This window comes from Aquimarina sp. MMG015, assembly GCF_018100855.1.
In the GTDB taxonomy this organism is placed as follows: domain Bacteria; phylum Bacteroidota; class Bacteroidia; order Flavobacteriales; family Flavobacteriaceae; genus Aquimarina; species Aquimarina latercula.
In genome coordinates, this window is the sequence record NZ_JAGJEB010000008.1 from 145,007 (window position 1) to 162,971 (window position 17,965).

Here is a 17,965-nt window from a genome sequence, read left to right on the forward strand (position 1 = left end):
TTTAAAATATACTTGTTATAGAACATTAAATTAAAATATACTCGTTTTCCTGTAATCAATTACAATGTTCTTTATACAGTTATTATCTTCATGAGTTAAATCTAAGTCCTTTATAACGATACTCTTTCCTTTTATTTTTTCACAAAATTCAATAAAAGTAGTTCGCTTTTTCTTTACGATAATAGGAAGGTCTAAATTCCCACATAAATAATCCTTAAAATCTTTAGCCGTCAATTTTTTGGTTGATACTAAAATCAATTTAGACTTAAATGATTTTTCATTAATAAAAGGAGCTTTAAATTCATCCTTAGGATCATCTGCTATTGGATCATCTCCAATAGGATCATCTGGTATAACGGATACATCTCTTACCACTATATCATCTTTACGGATTTTTTCTTTTTTCTTTGGCAATACCTCTATAGTTTGTTTAGTAGAGTACTTAAGTTCTCCGTTAACAATTAAGGTAATCGTTTTCTTTCCTTCCGTAGTATATACATATTCAGGGCTTTCCTCTCTAGATGTTCCTCCTAAAGCATTCTCAAAGTTCCACTCCCAAGTTTCTGCGTTTAAGGTATTATCCTCAACTTTTAACTTTTCTCCAACTCTAATTCTAGGAGTTAAAATTTTAAACTTAGCTTTCTTAAGTGGGTCTAAAATTTCTTTTTTCTCTAAAACAGTAACCTTCCTAATTTTAGGACATTTACCATTAACAATTAACGAAACATTATATTCACCAGGTTTTTTAAAAGTATGGTATGGTTTTCTTCTAGTATCTATAGCCGTACTATCACCAAAGTCCCATTTCCATTCTAATGCTCCTATTGTTTTATCTTCAAACTCAATAGATTCATCAACTCTTATTTCAGTTTCCTTAAAAGAAAATTCGATAATCTCACAAGGAACATAATTCACATACTTAAAGGCAAACACTGTTGCCGTTACTAATATTGTTATTAAAAAAAACAATATCACACTTTTATCCAAATGATAATTTGTTGTTTTATTTGATGTTTTCATTAGTATCTCTTTTCAATATATAATTAACTTACCACTGTTATTTTGTAAGGAAAAACGTTTAAAGATTGTTGCTCTAAAATAGATAAAATATTACTTTTTAAAGAATCCCATTCTACCGAAGAAGTATTCTCTTTCTTATTTTCCAAAAGTTTTACTTCAATACAAGGAATAAGACCTTTAGAAACATGAATATCTGTTTTAAAACCTTTTGACACCTTTACTTCCACTACCTTATTACTACACAATTCATAACAAAGCGCTTTTACATCTTCTCTAGTTACAATTCTGTTTCTAGAAAGCAATGCCCTTCTATAAGCATTTAGTCTTTCTTCCATCCCTAGGTTATTTTTACCTTGGAATGTAGAAGTAAGAAACATACTTCCTTTTTGCTTAAGATCACTACCTTGATAAATACTAAGACTATTACCTGACTTAATCTGATTCGCATCTTCTCCACTAGTCGTCCAATACTCTACAAGAAGTGTATCCTTCTTTTTGTAAGGTTTTACAGAAATATAATTAGTCTCCTCAGAAGACTTTTTCATATCAGAAACCTTTTTCTCTAAAAGAGAAATGTTTTGATTTAATTCATTAATATTAGATTGCAAAAAATCATTTCCAAAAAACGAAAAAGAAGCACTTTCATCTTTTAATAGTTCAATTAAGTGAATCAAATACTCTCTCGCTTTCCTATAATCTAATTTACTTACGTTATCTCTTCTAATAACATAAGTTCCTTTATCATCCGAAGCCGAATCATTTTCTCGCAATCTATAATCCTTCCCAGAGGTGTTAGAAATAGATTTTACATCCAAAAACAATTCTTGCGTACTTATTGGTACAATATCAATATAGTCCTTTAATTGATACGATATACTCTCCCATTTTCTATTTAATGCTGGAAAAGCATTTACAGTACAGAAAACACTTTCCAAAATCGAGTTATCTACAATTCTAGGAAACTCTATCTTAATCCAATTAAAATCAGCCAAATCATCATGATCCTTCTGATCTATAAATTTAGAAAATTCTTCTGGTATATCCACCTTTGAACTCAACGAAATATCTGATTTTATAGAAATAAAATGTTTTCGATATAACTTCTTTACTTGCTCCTCTATATTACGTGTTTTATTAGGCTTATAATTAAATATGGACTCTAAATTAATTCGCCTAGAGACATCACTATTATAATAACCCGGAAAGGTTTTAAACTCTTGATCTACAAAACTAAAATTCGCGTTTTTAAGATGATGATAAAAAAGCTCATTTTCTTGCACATCTAATAGTTCAAAATAAAAAGAAACATCTTTTAATGAAATTTTATCCTGTTCAGTTTTTATACCTAAATACAAAGTTGATGGTGGCAAAGATCCACCGGGCTTTAAAGACAAATCACTAGTTGTTTTTCTTTTTCCTTCTAGTTCAAAAATTTTATTCCCGCAAATCATACGACTAACAGTAGCATCTATCAATTGATTCTGTTGAATTGGGGAGAAATATATATTCTTTAATTCCGTACTCGCATTCTTAGTCTTTATCTTCTTTTTATAATACAATAAATGCTCAGGAGTTATTGTCGTCTTTTTTTCGATTGGTTCCGCATATACAATACCGTGGGCAGGCCGAGATCCATATAACGTTTCTGGCGTCATTAATTGAATCAACCGTTCCGTAATTCGTGTTTGCGAATTATCAATCTCTCCAGAAATTTTTTCTATCTCAGAAGCACAGGCACCAATTAGAAGAGATACCACAGGATCAAAAGAGCTCTCTATCTCATTAGGGGAAACTCCCCAAAGAGAAGCCGCCTTTTTGATCATTCTATTTTTAATCTGAACTTTATTTTCTGTACTCATAAACCCTATTAAAATGAAAGTGGAGCAATATAAAATCTTTCTAAACAAGCAAATTGTTCATTTGTTCTACTCACAACCCCATTTACTTTTATCTCTACTAGTTTCTTAATCCTATTTAAACTTCCTCTGTTTTTAAATTCTTCTTGTTGAATCGTTACATCGACCGTGACTTTCTTAAGTCTTCTTTCTTGAGAAACTATACTCTCCACTAAAGATTCGGAAATAGTGTTACGCAACTTATTTGTACTAGTAAGATTATCAAAATCCACATTCCAAATGGAACACCCAAAAGATTCATCAAAAGTACATTCTCCAAAATACGATGTAGTAATTAAATGAATATACCCAACAATAGATTGATTAAGATCACAACTCTCAATCTCTTTGTTTTTAACAATTCTAAACGTATCTAAAGGCAACTTATAATAAGAAGTATTCATACAGGATAATTTGTGCGCTTTAATTTACTTACAAAGCAAATGCAATTTAATAAAGATTTTATTTATCTACACTTCATAATTCAATAAACTAACTAAAAAAACAACAATCCAAGATTTTATGATTTTATTTTATTGTTATCAGTGGACTAAGAGTAGAAAATAAGCATAAGTTTTTTATATTTGTGTAAATTTTATTTTTCAAATGAATACACTTTTTAAAACACTATTTTTATTTATCATTATTGTTGGGGCAATGAGTTGTGGTGGATCTAAAAAAGCAGAACAAGAAGCTTTAGCCCAGGCAAGAAGAGATTCTATTGCACTGGCGAAACAAAATGCTATCCTTCCTATCCAGAAAAAATATGGAGCAATATTAGGTGTTCCACCAAAGAAAATAGATAACGTTCCTTTATTTGAGTTTATAGATGATTGGATGAATGCTCCTTATAAATTAGGGGGAAATACTAAACAAGGAATTGATTGCTCTTATTTTACTCAATATATATATCACGACATTTATGGTAATTTAATTGAACGTACCGCACAAAAACAATTTGACGCACCAGACACAAATAAATTTAAAGGATTACATAATCTAAAGCAGGGAGATTTAATCTTTTTTAACAATAAAGGTTCTGAATTTCGTGATATAACCCACGTAGGATTCTATCTTGGAAACAATAAATTTGTTCACTCTACTTCAAGAAGAGGAAATTCTGGAGGAAATGGAGTTCAAATTAGTGACTTATCCAAACAACCTTGGAAAAGGATGTTTGTCGCTGCTGGAAAAAAACCTAAATTTAATAATAACACCAACACTGTAGAAAACTAGAGAAGAAGCTCGCATTCTTTACACCAACTAAACGAATGAAGAACAAAGAGATCCAAGACATCTATCAAGAATTAACCACTACCTATCAAAATCTAAAAGCAGAAGTTTTTGTTACTGAAATTTTAGAAAAATCTAGTGTAAATCTTACAGATATTGATGTTTTTAATAACAGTACTTTCTCCAGATCCTACAGAAGAGATGTAATTAATTTTAAATTAGATTCTTATTCTGGAAATACAGATAAGTTACAATTTAATATTGCTAGAAATGGTCTTTATGACACCCTACCGGAAGGACTATTCCATGAACCGGTAAAAGCGAAAAGTGATATTTCCTTTACAGAATTACACCAAAAACAGAAGAAACAAGAAAAAGATGCTCGATCTTTTTTCTCCCCGTTAGAAAACGAATTTTTCACGCAAAGAGTCAATATTGAAAAAAACGAACGTAAACTAATTAATGAGTTTGCGAACCTAAAGACAGATTTTCTTTTAAAATTTTGGAATTTAGACCCTGAGATTCCTTCTGATTATAGCATTAAACTTTTGCAATTATTACCTTATGTACACAAAATATCAGGTGAGATTGAACTAACTGCTTTAAGTCTAGAGAAAATCATAGGAGAAAAAGTGACTATCGAAAAAAAATATAAAACTTTAGATGACAATATAAATGACACTTCTAAAGAACACCAACTAGGAGTTGATTTGGTTTTAGAACTAAAAGAAACTGTAATCTCCTATCCTTGCTGGGAAATAACAATAGGGCCTGTTGACCAAAAAAATATTGATAAATATATAGTAAGTGGTGCTACTAAAAAATTTATTACTATCTTTTGTGACTATTTTATCCCTATGGAAATAGATACAAAAATTAACGTAACATATTCGAGTAAAGAAGAAACATTTGTATTAAATGAGACTAACGGTCCCAGGATGGGTCTAACAACTATGATATGAATTTGATATTACAATCTGCAGCATTAAATGCTGATTTTTTTAAGGTAGGAATCTTACTATTGGCCGTTAGTGCTATTTTAATGGGAGTTGTTGCCGGGTTGAAGAAACTTTTTGTCAAAAACAAAAAGAAGTTTTTACTATACATGCTAGTAGTACTTTTATTATTTGCTGCGACAGCCCTATTAAGTAATGAAAAAGTACTTAATGACATACCTTTAAACAGCTTTATAGGTTTCCAAATAATATTTTTATGCTTGGGATCTTTACACGTGTTTGCTATGCGTAAATTTTTCCCAAACCTATCAGAAGAAGGTCCAACAAAATTCTGGCCAGAATTTTTATATACTATAGTAACAGTATTTGTTGGATTAATTACGTTTCTGTTTGTTGTTGGGATTTACAAACCTGACTACAAATATATTTTCACAGCATCATCAATTTGCTTTCTTATCCCTATGATGATTGTGAAACTTTATGAATTTGCAGTCTCCGTTCCCGTACCTATATATAAAAAATGGTTCTACCCTATTGACAAAAAGATGAAAGATCCTAAAGACGACGAATTAATTAACCCGTTGGTTATTTCTTTTGAATTTAATAAGGGTGAAAATATTGATGAGTTGAGCAACTTTAGATTAAAAGCACCAGAAAAAATGGAGTTTGGTAAGTTATTCTACTTTTTCATAAATGATTATAATGATAGACATCCTGAAGGTGAAATAGAGTTTTTAGATGATAAAAACAACCCTTACGGATGGATTTTCTATACAAAACCAAATTGGATGGGCATGCAAACACATGTTGATTTCACTCGAACAATAGAGGGAAATAATATCAAGGAAAATGATGTAATCATCTGCAAAAGAGCATAAAAATTTATTGTTAAAATTTTGTTAAAAAAAGATCTCGATTTACTCGTTGAGATCTTTTTTTTGTGGGATAAACTTCACGATAAAGTGCAAATTCCCTGAAAACCGTGTAGTCTTTTTCTTTCTTAATCCATTAATCCCTTTACACTTAACGACATAGTAACAACTTAAGTATGATATATTTTACTATATTTACACCGTACAAGTTACGTTTATTATTTATTATTAATTATTATTATTAACTTAAAAATTATTTATTATGTCTTTTAAAGCAAAATTAAAAGTTGGTGGAAAAGAGTACAATGTATTAAACTGTAATTATGGTTTAGCTCAAGAAACTGACGCAACAGGACGTCCATCATCTGTAACTAGAGGTGGAATGATTACAATCGAAGTAGAGTCTACTTCAGACACTAGTCTTTCTGATTGGATGTTTAACAATTTCGAAATGAGAAGTGGATCAATCGTTTTCTTAAAGAGAGATACAGAAGCAACTTCTAAAGAATTAAATTTCGCTGACGCATACGCTGTTAAGTATATGGAGAATTTTGATGCTACAGGAAAAAATCCTATGGTAGAAAAAATTACTATTTCTGCAAGAGAAATTTCTATCGGAAACGGTGAGCACGTAAATGAGTGGGTATAATCCTCTGCATTTTATATAAGATTTAAATTAAGGGAGTGGTTTTTTCACTCCCTTTCTTATCTTACATCATCATTTCCTCTATATTACATTTTCTTGTAAACAATAATGGAACTGATAAAGTAGTTATTCACATTAAAATTATTACTTATGTCATTTTTAGCAAAATTAGATCTTGATGGGGAAGAGATAAACATTTTGGATTGCTCTTTCACCTTCAGACAAGATACCGATTACACAGGGAGACCTTGTGCAAAACCACAAGGAGGACAAGTTAGTTTATTAATAGAATCTACATCTAAAACTGATTTCTTGGACTGGACCATCTCTCCTACTATTACCAAAAGTTGTAAAATTACTTTTTTCAGAAGAGATAATATGTCTAGTCTAAAAAATGTAGATGTTAAGGACGCTTATTGTATCGAATACACGGAGCATTTTAATGCAGAAAGCACTAAGCCGCTACAGATACATTTAGTTTTATCCGCAAAAGAAATTTCAATTAAAGGAACTACGTTTACCAATAATTGGCCTTCTAAAGTATAATTCTTTTTTTATTATCAGTTGTGATTTTGAATATTTTCATAATTGAATAGAATATCAAAGAATTTTTATTCTAAGATAACAGTATTGCTGAAATTAAATAAACTTACTAAAAACTAATGATACCTATAAAGTGGTCGCTTTAATATTTATCATAAAGTTTTTAGTGTTTTAGAGGAATATTATTGGATAAAACCGTCTAAAAAGTGTCTCTTCTTAATTCTTGGTGTTTATTTGAGAAAGAACGGGAAAAGCTAAAAATGATTTTTGAAAACAAAAATCTCTTATCTTAGAATATATAATATAGATATGAGTTATCCTTATTATACCAGATAATACATAGTATTGTTTAAAAACATACTATTTGTTAATCTAAAAATGGTAACTTTATAAAAACCTGTGAAAACTATATTGACAACTTATCGGTTGTTAAATCACTAAAAAACAAAAGACATGGCGTTGCAATCTAACACTCAAATATTTATTGGAGGAACAGCAATAAATGCTTATAAACGATTAATGCTGCATCAAGAAATCGATGCGCATCATGTACTAGAATTAGTTTGTAGAATGGATGTTCTAGAAAATATAACTGGAGATATTGCTTCTCAAACCAAGGATTATCTAGGACAAATCATTACCATACAAATTTCTTCTATTGGAACGTTTTCGGGCTACAAAGAATTTGAGTTTAAAGGAGTGGTAACCTCTGTAAATAGCACCAAGGGATTTCATCAACAAAATGGTGACTTAGTAACTATAAAAGCGCATAGTTGTAGTATTATAGCTGATGATGGACCACATTATAATTCTTTTAATGATGTTGATCTCACTACCATTTTAGATGAAACATTTCAAGGATATGATCAGTCTAAATTAAAAACAGTCTTTAACCCTTCTGGATCTGATAACATTCATTATAGTGTACAAAATAAAGAAAGTGCTTTTCAATATTCAAGTCGATTAGCTGCGCAATATAGTCAATGGTTTTACTATGATGGAAGTGCTTTGATATTTGGAAAACCAGAAGATCAAGAAGAAGTTACCTTAACTTATGGACACGATCTTCAGGAATTTTCTTTGGATTTAAAACCTACATCCAATAGTTACAAATATTTTACTAACGACTACCTTACAGATGGACAGCATGAAAAAGCCACGAATGAAGTTAGTTCTGGTGTAAATGGATATAATGGTTTTACTAGCAATAAAGGAGATGAAATTTTCCCTAATGAAACTAATATTTATTTAAATTCTTACAACGATCCATCACTGAAGCAAAGATTAGATACGCATGTAGAGCAACAGAAAAAGGCTGAAGAAATAAAGCAGGTGATTTTTAAAGGATCTAGTGACAATCCTGGTGTTAAAATTGGACAAGTAGTTACCATAAAGGGAGAAGGCGCAGATTACGGTAGTTTCAGAATTACAAAAGTTACTCATACTAATACCGAAAACGGAAGATATCAAAATAAATTCGAAGGAGTTACTGCCGAATTGGATGTGTATCCAAACACCAATTTAATGGCGTTTCCTAAAAGTGAATCTCAAGTAGCTATTGTAAAAGAAAATAGTGACCCTGATGGAATTGGTAGAATACGAGTACAATTTCCTTGGCAAAGAGAAACAGGAGAATTAACTCCTTGGTTACGTATTGTCACTCCGCACGCGGGTGGAGAAAAAGGTTTTCATTTCATCCCAGAACTTGATGAAGAAGTATTAATTGGTTTTGAAGGTGGCAACGCAGAAAGACCTTATGTACTAGGAACCCTATATACAGGAGGAGCCAATCCTGCAAGTTGGAATACCCAAAGTAATGATGTAAAAGCTTTGCGAACCCGAAGCGGTCATACGGTAGAATTGAATGATGCAGACGGATCAGAATTCATAATGATAACAGATAAAAACAAAAATATAATTCATATAGACACAGCTAATAATGACATTACGATATCAGCGGGAGAAAATATGACACTGAATGCTAAAAACATGCAGATAAATGTAGATGAAAATCTAGATATTTCTGTTGGAAAAAATAAAAACGAAACAATTACTGAAGATTATTTTATCAGTGCGACTAATGAAGATCGCCAGATAGGAGAAACAATCAAAGTAATTAGTAGTGAATATAAGCAGGAAGCTCAGGAAATAACTACCGATGCCAGTGGTGAAATAAAAACCAACGCAGGTGGTAAAATTACTATTGCTAGTGCCGAAACAGTGGAATATGGAGAATAAAAGCAGTATTCGTAATACCGCTTCTTTATTGATGGTAATATTCACCGTAATGAGTATTGGAGTTGTTTCTTGTCAAAAGAATAATTCCCAAGAAATTAAGACTACAAAAAAAATGGAAAAATACGAATGGAGACCTACTGCTTGTGCACCGAAATATAATCCTATGCAGATTCATAAGGGACGATTGCTGTATGAAAATGGAGAAAGTATTTATATTCCTTCAGGGCATACATTACATCAAGGATGGGGTAAAATAGGGCCAACACACGTGGTGGGTGAAGACTTAAAGCCTGCACCTGTAAAATTAGAAATAACTTGGATTTCCTACTTAGAAAGAAAATTCTATACAGGTAATTTTGACTTGCCTTCAGAAAAAATAAATAAACTTTTTAAAGAAGGCTATATTAATCGACTAGGTAAGAAAGACACCTACGGAAGGATTAATATCGGATTAATTCCAGGAGGAGAAGTTGTCGTATGGATGATGGGAAATGGGTGGTCTAAAGAGATCGGTATATTTAAAGCTTCAGAAACAGAAGTAAGTATTAAGGAATTTTCACCTTACGCAGAACTTTCTATGGAAGAATTTATTGATTCTGTTCTAGAAGAAGATTTTAAAGACGAAGTAAAAGCTAAAATGAATCCTGATAGTATTCCATTTGGCAAATGGAATGCGTATAGAAAAAAGTTCGAATGGAAGCCCTCTGTTACATTTAAAAAAGAAGGAAAGCTTGAAGAAATAAGAATCACATTTTTTAATGGTGAAAGTCTATATACTATTGGTTCAAACAAAATATTAGATCAATTTCAGAATTATGCTATTCCGGATCATATCAGAATGGAATGGACAGACCAAAATAATAATCAATATGGGACTAGAATTTATTTTGAAGAAAATGAAATACACACTGTTTTCGAAAAAATGTATGAAAAGTCAAAAGATGTGCCTACAGAATTGATGTTAACTATTGATAAATATAATAGCGATATTACTATTGCTTTACAGAATGCATCAGAAAGCATCGATATTAAAAAGGCAAGAATAAAAGTATACGAAACTTCTAATTAATAAATATTATGGGAGGTATTGGATTGACAGCTACATCATCGGGAGCTCAAGAGGCTAGCAAAAATGTACTAAGCGGAGTTAATGTGCAAACCGCTCCAGTTCATGTAGGGAATGCGGAGTATGAAGAGTTAACACCAGATGATTCTGTAAATGTCACAGCCGCTGTTTTTTTTGATGGAACAGCCAACAATAGAGAAAATACGAATATTCGTTTGGAGTATGAGAAGATGAAACGAGGTGAGCCACATGATGAGGAGCTTGTAAAAAAGTATCGCGACTTTTGGTGGGGAACTCCATGGAGTCCTAATAAAACAGGTAGCTACGATAATGATCACTCTAATGTATCCCGAATGGAACCAGCTTATGAACCTGTAGAAGAAGAGACAATAAAAAAATTTTCTATTTACATAGAAGGTATTGGTACAGAAAATGAAAGTTCTGATTCTAAAACGGGAATGGGATTAGGTACAGGATCTACTGGAGTCCGAGCTAAAGTAAAAAAAGGGTGTGAAGAAGTATCTAATGCTATTGCAGATTTAAGTATTACAAATATTAACATACTCACTATAGAAACGTACGGCTTTAGTAGAGGTGCAGCAGCTGCAAGGAATTTTATATATGAAATAACTCAAAGAAAAGGGCAATTTAAAAAACGTGTAGGACGCGGTGGAAAAATCTATTATAAGGTAGATTATGGAGCACTTGGTGAATTCCTGGAAGAAAAAGGAATCAAAGTAAAAATGATAATAATTCATTTTGCAGGATTATTTGATACGGTGGCTTCCTTAGGACTGTCTCACGATAATAATACTACTCAATTAAAGTTAAACGCTGTAAAAAAATCTCAACATACATTGCAACTTGCTGCCGCCGATGAACATCGAAGTAATTTTAGACTTACGGATATAAGAAGTACAGGTAATAGAGGTGTCGAGAAATTTCTTCCTGGAGTTCATTCTGACATTGGAGGCGGTTATGTGGATAATGCAGATGAAGAAGTTCGTCTTGATTATACAATTACAAATCTTAATGATCTAGAAAGAGAAAGGCAATTACTCATTGATCAAGGATGGTTTAAACCTAAAGAAATAACGGTAAGTGATTTTTGGGGAACCCTCACTGGAGATAGAAAAGGTCTAAGTAACAAATACAGTTTTATTCCTTTACAAATTATGACAAAATTCTCAATTGATAAAAATGTGAATTTAATAATGAGCAAAATCTCTCGAGAGTTTAAAATACCTACTGAATTAAGTTCAGCTAAAACCATTCTGGATAAATATGTATTTAACGATGGTGTAGAAATGTCTTATGACAATCCAGAACATAGAATATTATTAGAGACGCTTAGAAACCGTTATTTCCATTTTTCTGCTCATTACAGTAGTATAGGTATGGGACCAAATAGAGTAAATGGTAATCGAGAACGAGTAACACAAGCTGGATAACAAAATAATCATGCAACGTGCCCTACCACATATCAATCAGATTATAAAACTCAATGGAGAGCGAATTACACGCACCTATACTTCTGAGGTGGTTAACCTTATAGAACAAGGTAAAAATAAATCCTATGCTGCTGTGGGGATCGAATTTGATTTAACTTTTTATGGAATTGATCAAGAAGGGCTTCTAAATTATAGAATGGAAGTTAAAAAGAGATTCCTATTAAATGAAAAATTTAGTGTTATTCGTAAGATAGATAAAGCACAAAAAATTGCGCTAAAAGTTGCTTCAGTTAATGATATTTTAGAACTAAAAGTTGACAAGAGTTTTAAATTGAATAAGGTAAACAACACCAAAGAAATAAGACGAAAATGGAAAGAAGTAAAAATTGATCTTTTAGAAGAATACCCAGATTTGCTTAAAATGACAAGTGATTTTGATTGGCAATTACAAGAAGATAATATTCAGCGCGTATTTTTAGAAGATAATTTTTATCAATTCTTTTTTACTAATATTTTTTATCAAGAATTTGAAGATAAAAAGTTAGCACAACAAACTAAAGTATCTGCCAATGCCCTTGGTAATATAAACATCCCGATTTTAGAGCAAAAAAAGATTTCTAAACAAGATATTGGGTTCACAAAAGTAACTATTACATCAGATGCCGAAATGGATATCGATCATAATAAATTTCCATTAGCTAAACTAAATGGTTTTTTAGGTAAATTACCGACATCTCCAGGCGAAAAACACACGTTAGATTTTGAGTATAGGGGTACTTATAAAGTAAAACCCCAATTTGGACTGGTAACCAAAGGAAAACTAAATTACTCCTTCGAAGTAAAGGATTTATATAAAAAAACAACTACCATAACCTTTAATTTAGAAAAAGATGAGTAGTAAAATATATGTATTAGATGGCGCATTACTAGAATGCAATCAGGGCTTTGTACCTGCTAAGCTTTTAGTAACGCAAAATCAAAAAGTAAAAATCCAGGGCAAGTTTAAAGCTACGGATATGGATGTGCAGGTGCCTGCTACTTTCGGACAATGTAAACTAAAACCAACTAGTGGTGGATATTTACCTTGTATTCCAGCGCTACAAAAGTGGACTAAAACTACTAAAACCTCAACATTAGGAGGAAGTAAAAAGTTCTTATACGAAGATTCTGAATGTATGTGTGGTACTGGAGGTAAAGTTACCATTATGCAACCTATGCAGATCAATACTGGTGGTAATGCTAGTGAAAAATTCAAGGAAATTGCAATGACTATTCCTGGTGCGATGATGGGCAACGACAAAGCTCCCAAGGTAGTAGAAAGTTATTGGATGGATGCTGCTGGTAAAGAAAAGATTGATAAAATCAATTATGGAGAAAAAGCAACCATGTTTGTACAAACGGAAAACATGGAAGTTGGTGAAAAAGTAGAAGTACGAGTAAAAGCAAAAAACGGTAAGGAGATAAAAGAAGGAAAAAATGAGTTAACCTACTTAGGAAATGTAAAAGCCGATGGCACAGTAGCTTTAGATCTAGTATGTATTGATGAACCTGAAAAAGAAGAAACAGCAGTTTCCAACTCTAATAGCTCGCCAACGACAGTAACTAATAGTGAACCATCAAATGAAAACTCTTCTGAAAAGGTGATTTTAGAAACTGGAGTTGTTAATAAGGGAAATCGTATTAACGAAAATGGAAAGATCATTATTGTTAATTCTAAGGGTAAGCGCGCATATGATTGGATCTATGCGGATGCTCCTAGTGAAAGTTTAATGAAAAAAAATGGAATGTCTGGATATGATGTTACAAACATTAATCTTACTAAGTCCTACCCTACTGCGATGCTTAAAACAGAAATGAAAGCAGTTTTATGGAGCTTCTCGGATATCGAAGATGGGTTTGGTAAAAACGGAAGGGATTTGGCCAATCACTTTTTTGATGGACATGGGAGTAACTTTATTTTTGACAACGAATCAAACCCAGTTAGAGAAATCAAAGATTCCAGCCAGTTCAAGGATGAGTTTATACCTAAACTTGAACAAGAATTGGTAGATCAATATAAGAAAAACAACTACGTAACCAAAAATCCACAAAAAGTATATAATTTTAGAACTAGCCTGCCCTACTACAGCGCTTTACAGGGAATGAATCCTAATGTAAACGAAATTGCAACTTTTGTTGGAGGTATTCAAGGTTGCTTAGCTAATTACGAAATTTATGATCAAAATGGTGAAATTGGTGCCACGATTACCAACCTTTCATTTTTTGACACTTTCGGAGCTGGATGGGAAGATGGAGGAGCTGATGGAATGGCTAAACAATGGATCCCTGGATTAGTATCTATGTTTTGTCTTCAACATTTTAAAAACGTAGAAGATAAAAATAAGTTTCAACCATTTGCAATTATGCTAAACATAGAATTATGATAAGATATAGTTATATATCCATATTGATTTGTACACTCCTGTTTTCTTGTAAATCACAAAAACAAGAAATGGAAATTCGTTATACATCCCTTAATGATTATGACGCTAATTATGTCTTTAATTTAAAAAACAACACTACTGGACTAAAAAAAACACATCAATTTACACTAGCAGAAATAGAGGCTCAGAAGCATTTTGTAGACTCTCTAAAAAACTCTAGTTATATGGATAGTTTACCACAAACCTATAAAGATCATCAATATGGCACTTCGTTATCGTTAACTGCCAGTGATGTATATTTATATACTCCTCCAAATGAATTTTCTTTTGATCAAGTAAGTGATGAAGATTTGGTTATGGTATATGAATTGAATGAGGAACAATTCACAATTAAAAATATAGTTATTGGCGAAAGATATAAAGAAAACACCATCTCTATAAAAGAGAAAATGAACACTAATTTTTGTGAATTAAAAGTAGATGATAATAATTTTAGATTAGAAACATTATATCAGGTATTTGAAAAAATACAAAAATTACAATATCATCTTCAAAAAGACCTCTTCACCTATCAAGTTTTTGATAGTAAAAATAACCATGTGCTGGATATCACGTTCAAAGATAAGGGCACATCACTTTTGCTAAACTATATATAAAGGATGCTATGAGTAATAAGGAATTAGAAATAGTTATTGATACCATAACAGCGGCTGACAGACGATTCACTTATAATGAAACGTTGACCTTAGAAAATGTCTTAGAACCTGAAGTTATTAGCGCTTATTTTGCGGAAAAAACAGTAAAAAAAGAATCCTTAAAAGATGGCACCTATCAATATACGTTTGATAAAGAAACGAGTACCGATAGCAAAACAAAACGATCTAATGTAGTCAAAGCTATCCATAAAAGTATAAATGATGAATTATCATCGCAACATAAGGAAGTAAAGCTAAAAGACATTACAAAAGTTATTAATGAAAAGGAAACAGGTAAAAAATGGCCTTTACAAAGTCACGCAAAAGATAGTACTTTAACCTTTGACCAATATAAAAACGAAACCAAGATATATTATAAAAAGATTCCTTCTGCGCCAATGGGATATCAAGTATACCTTATTACAGAGACCAAAAATCTTAAAGACAAAAAAGTAAAGATCAAGATTCACGAAAAGGAGGAAAAAGATAAAGATGACAAAAACAAAAGTGTTTTTAAAATCTTAAAAACCAAAGATGATACTTTACCAGTAAAGGTTTTTGCTAAAAAAGAAGACACTACTACCGATACAGAAGTTAGTGATTGGATAGAGATAGAAGTTAAAGAAGAAAATGGCAACAAAGATGGGGATGATTTATTTTTGTACAAAAAAGAAAACGAAAATAAAATAGAAGTAGGTATCAAAAAAATACAGTTGCGCCCTAAAGAAGACAAAATCAAAACTGAAAGCGAGGATGCTCATAAAAGTTTTGAGGGTTGGCAAGAAGCCTTATATATCCGAGAAGACGAAACCGATGATGGTAAGAAAGCTATAGAAGATGCTAAAGCTCTTAAAACAACTAGAGATGCGGATAAAAGTTCAACTATACTGACTTTTGACGAAAATGCTGCAAAGAAAAGTTTTCCAAAAAAGATAAGTGGACCAGAAAATATTGATATTTTAGGAAAAGATGCTGTATTTACAATAGATGAATATAAGTCTACGGCTACTACAGAAGATAAAAACAATATCCGTTGGTGTATTTATGTTGATGAAAAAAGTACGGTTATCAAGGACAAAAGTAAAGCTGGTTTTTATACATATGCTAAATCAGAATTAGTGGACGTGTTAGAAACAACCGCAGCCGATGGAACTGTTACTAAAACAGGTGGTACTAATAAACTGACTATTGTTTTTGACAAAGCATTAGAGGGTAAAACTATCCAAATAGAACCTTACAGAGGAGCTCCCGATCACAAGGTATCTAAAGGTTGGGTCTATGAAAACACTGTAAAAGGAAATAAAATCTCTAAACGTGAAACAACATCCGTTTGGCTAACATCGCAATGTGATAGTGTTAAAAATCCTAATACTACTATAAAAAAGGATTTTAATGGAGCACTAAAACTAACCACACCTGATACTATTCATATATATCACGATGGATATATCAGTAAATTAAATTTCGAGGCCCTTAAAAAAGTAAAATATAGGTATCATGATAAAAATGGTGATATTTATAATATATGTTCCAGTGATCTATTCGAAATAGATAAACGAAAACAAGGAGTGTCTAACGATAAAGTAACAGCTCACACTGTTAAATCAGGCTATGATTCAAACAATATAGTTACATATTCTCACGCTGCAAGTAGAAAAAAATACTCTTATCCCGATGGAACAATAAGAACGTATGGAAAGTTTTATCATCCACAGAAAGGTACTAATTATAGATTAGTGACTTATGAAAAAGGATCGGGAAAAGCCTTAATTGTGAAAATGCCTGATCAACTTAATAAAACAATAGGAGATCAAAAAATTATCTTTAATTTTACTAAAACTGCTAGGAGATATTGCGGCCCAGAACACTTTGCTGGCTTTATTGGTGTACTAGCGGAAATTGAATATACAAATATTAAGTCTGGCGGTAGTTGCGAGAAAGATGGAACATCTTTTCCAAGTGTTAAACACATAAATGGACAAAGTATAGACACTAATTATCTCGGAAATAACACGAAAGATCAAAAAGTTATAGACGCATTAAATAATTTTGGATTTACTGAAATTTTAAGAGGTAAAGACAAAAAAGCTTTTAATCATGCTAGCGACGGAGGAAAACTTCACAATAATCATCTTCATTCTGGAGAGTTTGTAGGAAAATACAGATAACATGAACACAAAAAAAATTGGTTTAATTATAATATATGTATTATTAGTAACTAACTTTTTGTTTAGTTGTAAATACAGTAAGAAGAACATTGACACAAATATAAATGATTCAATTGCTATTAATAGTGATCAAAATAGGTTACTAGAAGATACTTTAAAGACAAAACTCCCAATAGGAAAAAAAGAGTTGTTACTAAATAATATAGAAAGTAAAATTGCAAAAGATTCTTCTTTATTATTAGAAATTCTCAAATATTATGACACCATCAATGGTATTGCAAGTATTCATTTTAAGACTATTGACGACGTAAATTTAAATTCTTTTTACAAACCTGATTTATCTGATTCAAAAGATTCAAAAGATTCAGTTTTTCTAAAATCAGAAGAAGGATATAACTTCTTTAAATTAGTAAAAGAATTATCTATTATAAACGACAAAAAACTATCAATTTTTGAAGGGAAATCTTCAAGTTTAGATTACGATGGTAATATGATTTTTACTAATAGAAAAGATTTAGTCATTCTTGATAATAAAAATAATATTGTAGATGCTCTTAATATTTATTATAGTTATAGTGATGGTATTTTTGCAAAGACCAAGTTGTTTTTTATTGATAAAGATTATTCCATTTCAATTAGATACTATATGGAAGATGAAGAAGGGAAAGTGAACTTTTCGGATATTGAAAAATTCAAAATAACTAATGAAGGTGAAATTTTATCCATTAAACCCTAATTAAGTATTCTTACACTTAATTT

At 31.3% G+C, this 17,965-nt stretch carries 16 protein-coding genes; 13 read left to right on the top strand and 3 right to left on the bottom strand.

Annotated elements, in window-relative coordinates:
- Window positions 1–30 precede the first annotated feature (30 nt).
- The 3 genes from J8L88_RS16370 to J8L88_RS16380 are packed head-to-tail and all read right to left on the bottom strand — an operon-like array spanning window position 31 to window position 3,319.
- On the bottom strand, window positions 31–1,020 hold the full coding sequence (locus J8L88_RS16370) for a PKD domain-containing protein (RefSeq protein ID WP_027392880.1): 990 nt from the start codon (window positions 1,018–1,020) through the stop codon (window positions 31–33).
- Between the two features lie 23 nt (window positions 1,021–1,043).
- Entirely contained in the window at window positions 1,044–2,879 is a 1,836-nt protein-coding gene (locus tag J8L88_RS16375) for a type VI secretion system baseplate subunit TssF (protein ID WP_211061287.1), read from the bottom strand.
- Window positions 2,880–2,887: 8 nt separating this feature from the next.
- Entirely contained in the window at window positions 2,888–3,319 is a 432-nt protein-coding gene (locus J8L88_RS16380; protein WP_027392882.1) for a GPW/gp25 family protein, read from the bottom strand.
- 202 nt (window positions 3,320–3,521) lie between these two features.
- On the opposite strand from J8L88_RS16380, the gene J8L88_RS16385 reads away from it, so the two are divergent.
- From J8L88_RS16385 to J8L88_RS16445, 13 genes are all read left to right on the top strand, one after another.
- Window positions 3,522–4,151, top strand: a complete 630-nt coding sequence (locus J8L88_RS16385; RefSeq protein WP_108803059.1) for a C40 family peptidase — start codon at window positions 3,522–3,524, stop codon at window positions 4,149–4,151.
- A 35-nt stretch (window positions 4,152–4,186) separates the two neighbouring features.
- Window positions 4,187–5,110: a hypothetical protein gene (locus J8L88_RS16390; protein ID WP_108803058.1), complete on the top strand. Its 924-nt coding sequence runs from the start codon at window positions 4,187–4,189 to the stop codon at window positions 5,108–5,110.
- On the top strand, window positions 5,107–5,982 hold the full coding sequence (locus J8L88_RS16395) for a TssN family type VI secretion system protein (protein WP_211061288.1): 876 nt from the start codon (window positions 5,107–5,109) through the stop codon (window positions 5,980–5,982). Before J8L88_RS16390 ends, J8L88_RS16395 begins: the two co-directional genes overlap by 4 nt.
- Window positions 5,983–6,238: 256 nt before the next feature.
- Window positions 6,239–6,625 (top strand): type VI secretion system tube protein TssD, encoded by a 387-nt coding sequence (gene tssD, locus J8L88_RS16400; protein ID WP_027392885.1) that lies wholly within the window; start codon window positions 6,239–6,241, stop codon window positions 6,623–6,625.
- Between the two features lie 147 nt (window positions 6,626–6,772).
- A complete protein-coding gene (gene tssD / locus J8L88_RS16405) occupies window positions 6,773–7,168 on the top strand; it encodes a type VI secretion system tube protein TssD (RefSeq protein ID WP_027392886.1) in 396 nt (131 codons plus the stop codon).
- 450 nt (window positions 7,169–7,618) lie between these two features.
- Window positions 7,619–9,403 (top strand): type VI secretion system Vgr family protein, encoded by a 1,785-nt coding sequence (locus J8L88_RS16410; protein ID WP_211061289.1) that lies wholly within the window; start codon window positions 7,619–7,621, stop codon window positions 9,401–9,403.
- Complete coding sequence (locus J8L88_RS16415; RefSeq protein ID WP_211061290.1) at window positions 9,393–10,472, top strand: DUF2931 family protein; 1,080 nt, start codon at window positions 9,393–9,395, stop codon at window positions 10,470–10,472. The genes J8L88_RS16410 and J8L88_RS16415 overlap by 11 nt, the downstream gene beginning before the upstream one ends.
- 8 nt (window positions 10,473–10,480) lie before the next feature.
- Window positions 10,481–11,920: a DUF2235 domain-containing protein gene (locus J8L88_RS16420; RefSeq protein WP_211061291.1), complete on the top strand. Its 1,440-nt coding sequence runs from the start codon at window positions 10,481–10,483 to the stop codon at window positions 11,918–11,920.
- A 10-nt stretch (window positions 11,921–11,930) separates the two neighbouring features.
- Window positions 11,931–12,818: a hypothetical protein gene (locus J8L88_RS16425; protein ID WP_211061292.1), complete on the top strand. Its 888-nt coding sequence runs from the start codon at window positions 11,931–11,933 to the stop codon at window positions 12,816–12,818.
- The gene (locus tag J8L88_RS16430) at window positions 12,811–14,343 is read left to right on the top strand and encodes a PAAR-like protein (RefSeq protein WP_211061293.1); all 1,533 of its coding nucleotides are present in this window, start codon (window positions 12,811–12,813) and stop codon (window positions 14,341–14,343) included. The genes J8L88_RS16425 and J8L88_RS16430 overlap by 8 nt, the downstream gene beginning before the upstream one ends.
- A complete protein-coding gene (locus J8L88_RS16435; protein ID WP_211061294.1) occupies window positions 14,340–14,999 on the top strand; it encodes a hypothetical protein in 660 nt (219 codons plus the stop codon). The genes J8L88_RS16430 and J8L88_RS16435 overlap by 4 nt, the downstream gene beginning before the upstream one ends.
- 8 nt (window positions 15,000–15,007) lie before the next feature.
- Window positions 15,008–17,206, top strand: coding sequence for a hypothetical protein (locus J8L88_RS16440; RefSeq protein WP_211061295.1), 2,199 nt, complete (start codon window positions 15,008–15,010; stop codon window positions 17,204–17,206).
- Between the two features lies 1 nt (window position 17,207).
- Window positions 17,208–17,942, top strand: a complete 735-nt coding sequence (locus tag J8L88_RS16445; RefSeq protein ID WP_211061296.1) for a hypothetical protein — start codon at window positions 17,208–17,210, stop codon at window positions 17,940–17,942.
- The last annotated feature ends 23 nt before the right edge of the window (window positions 17,943–17,965 follow it).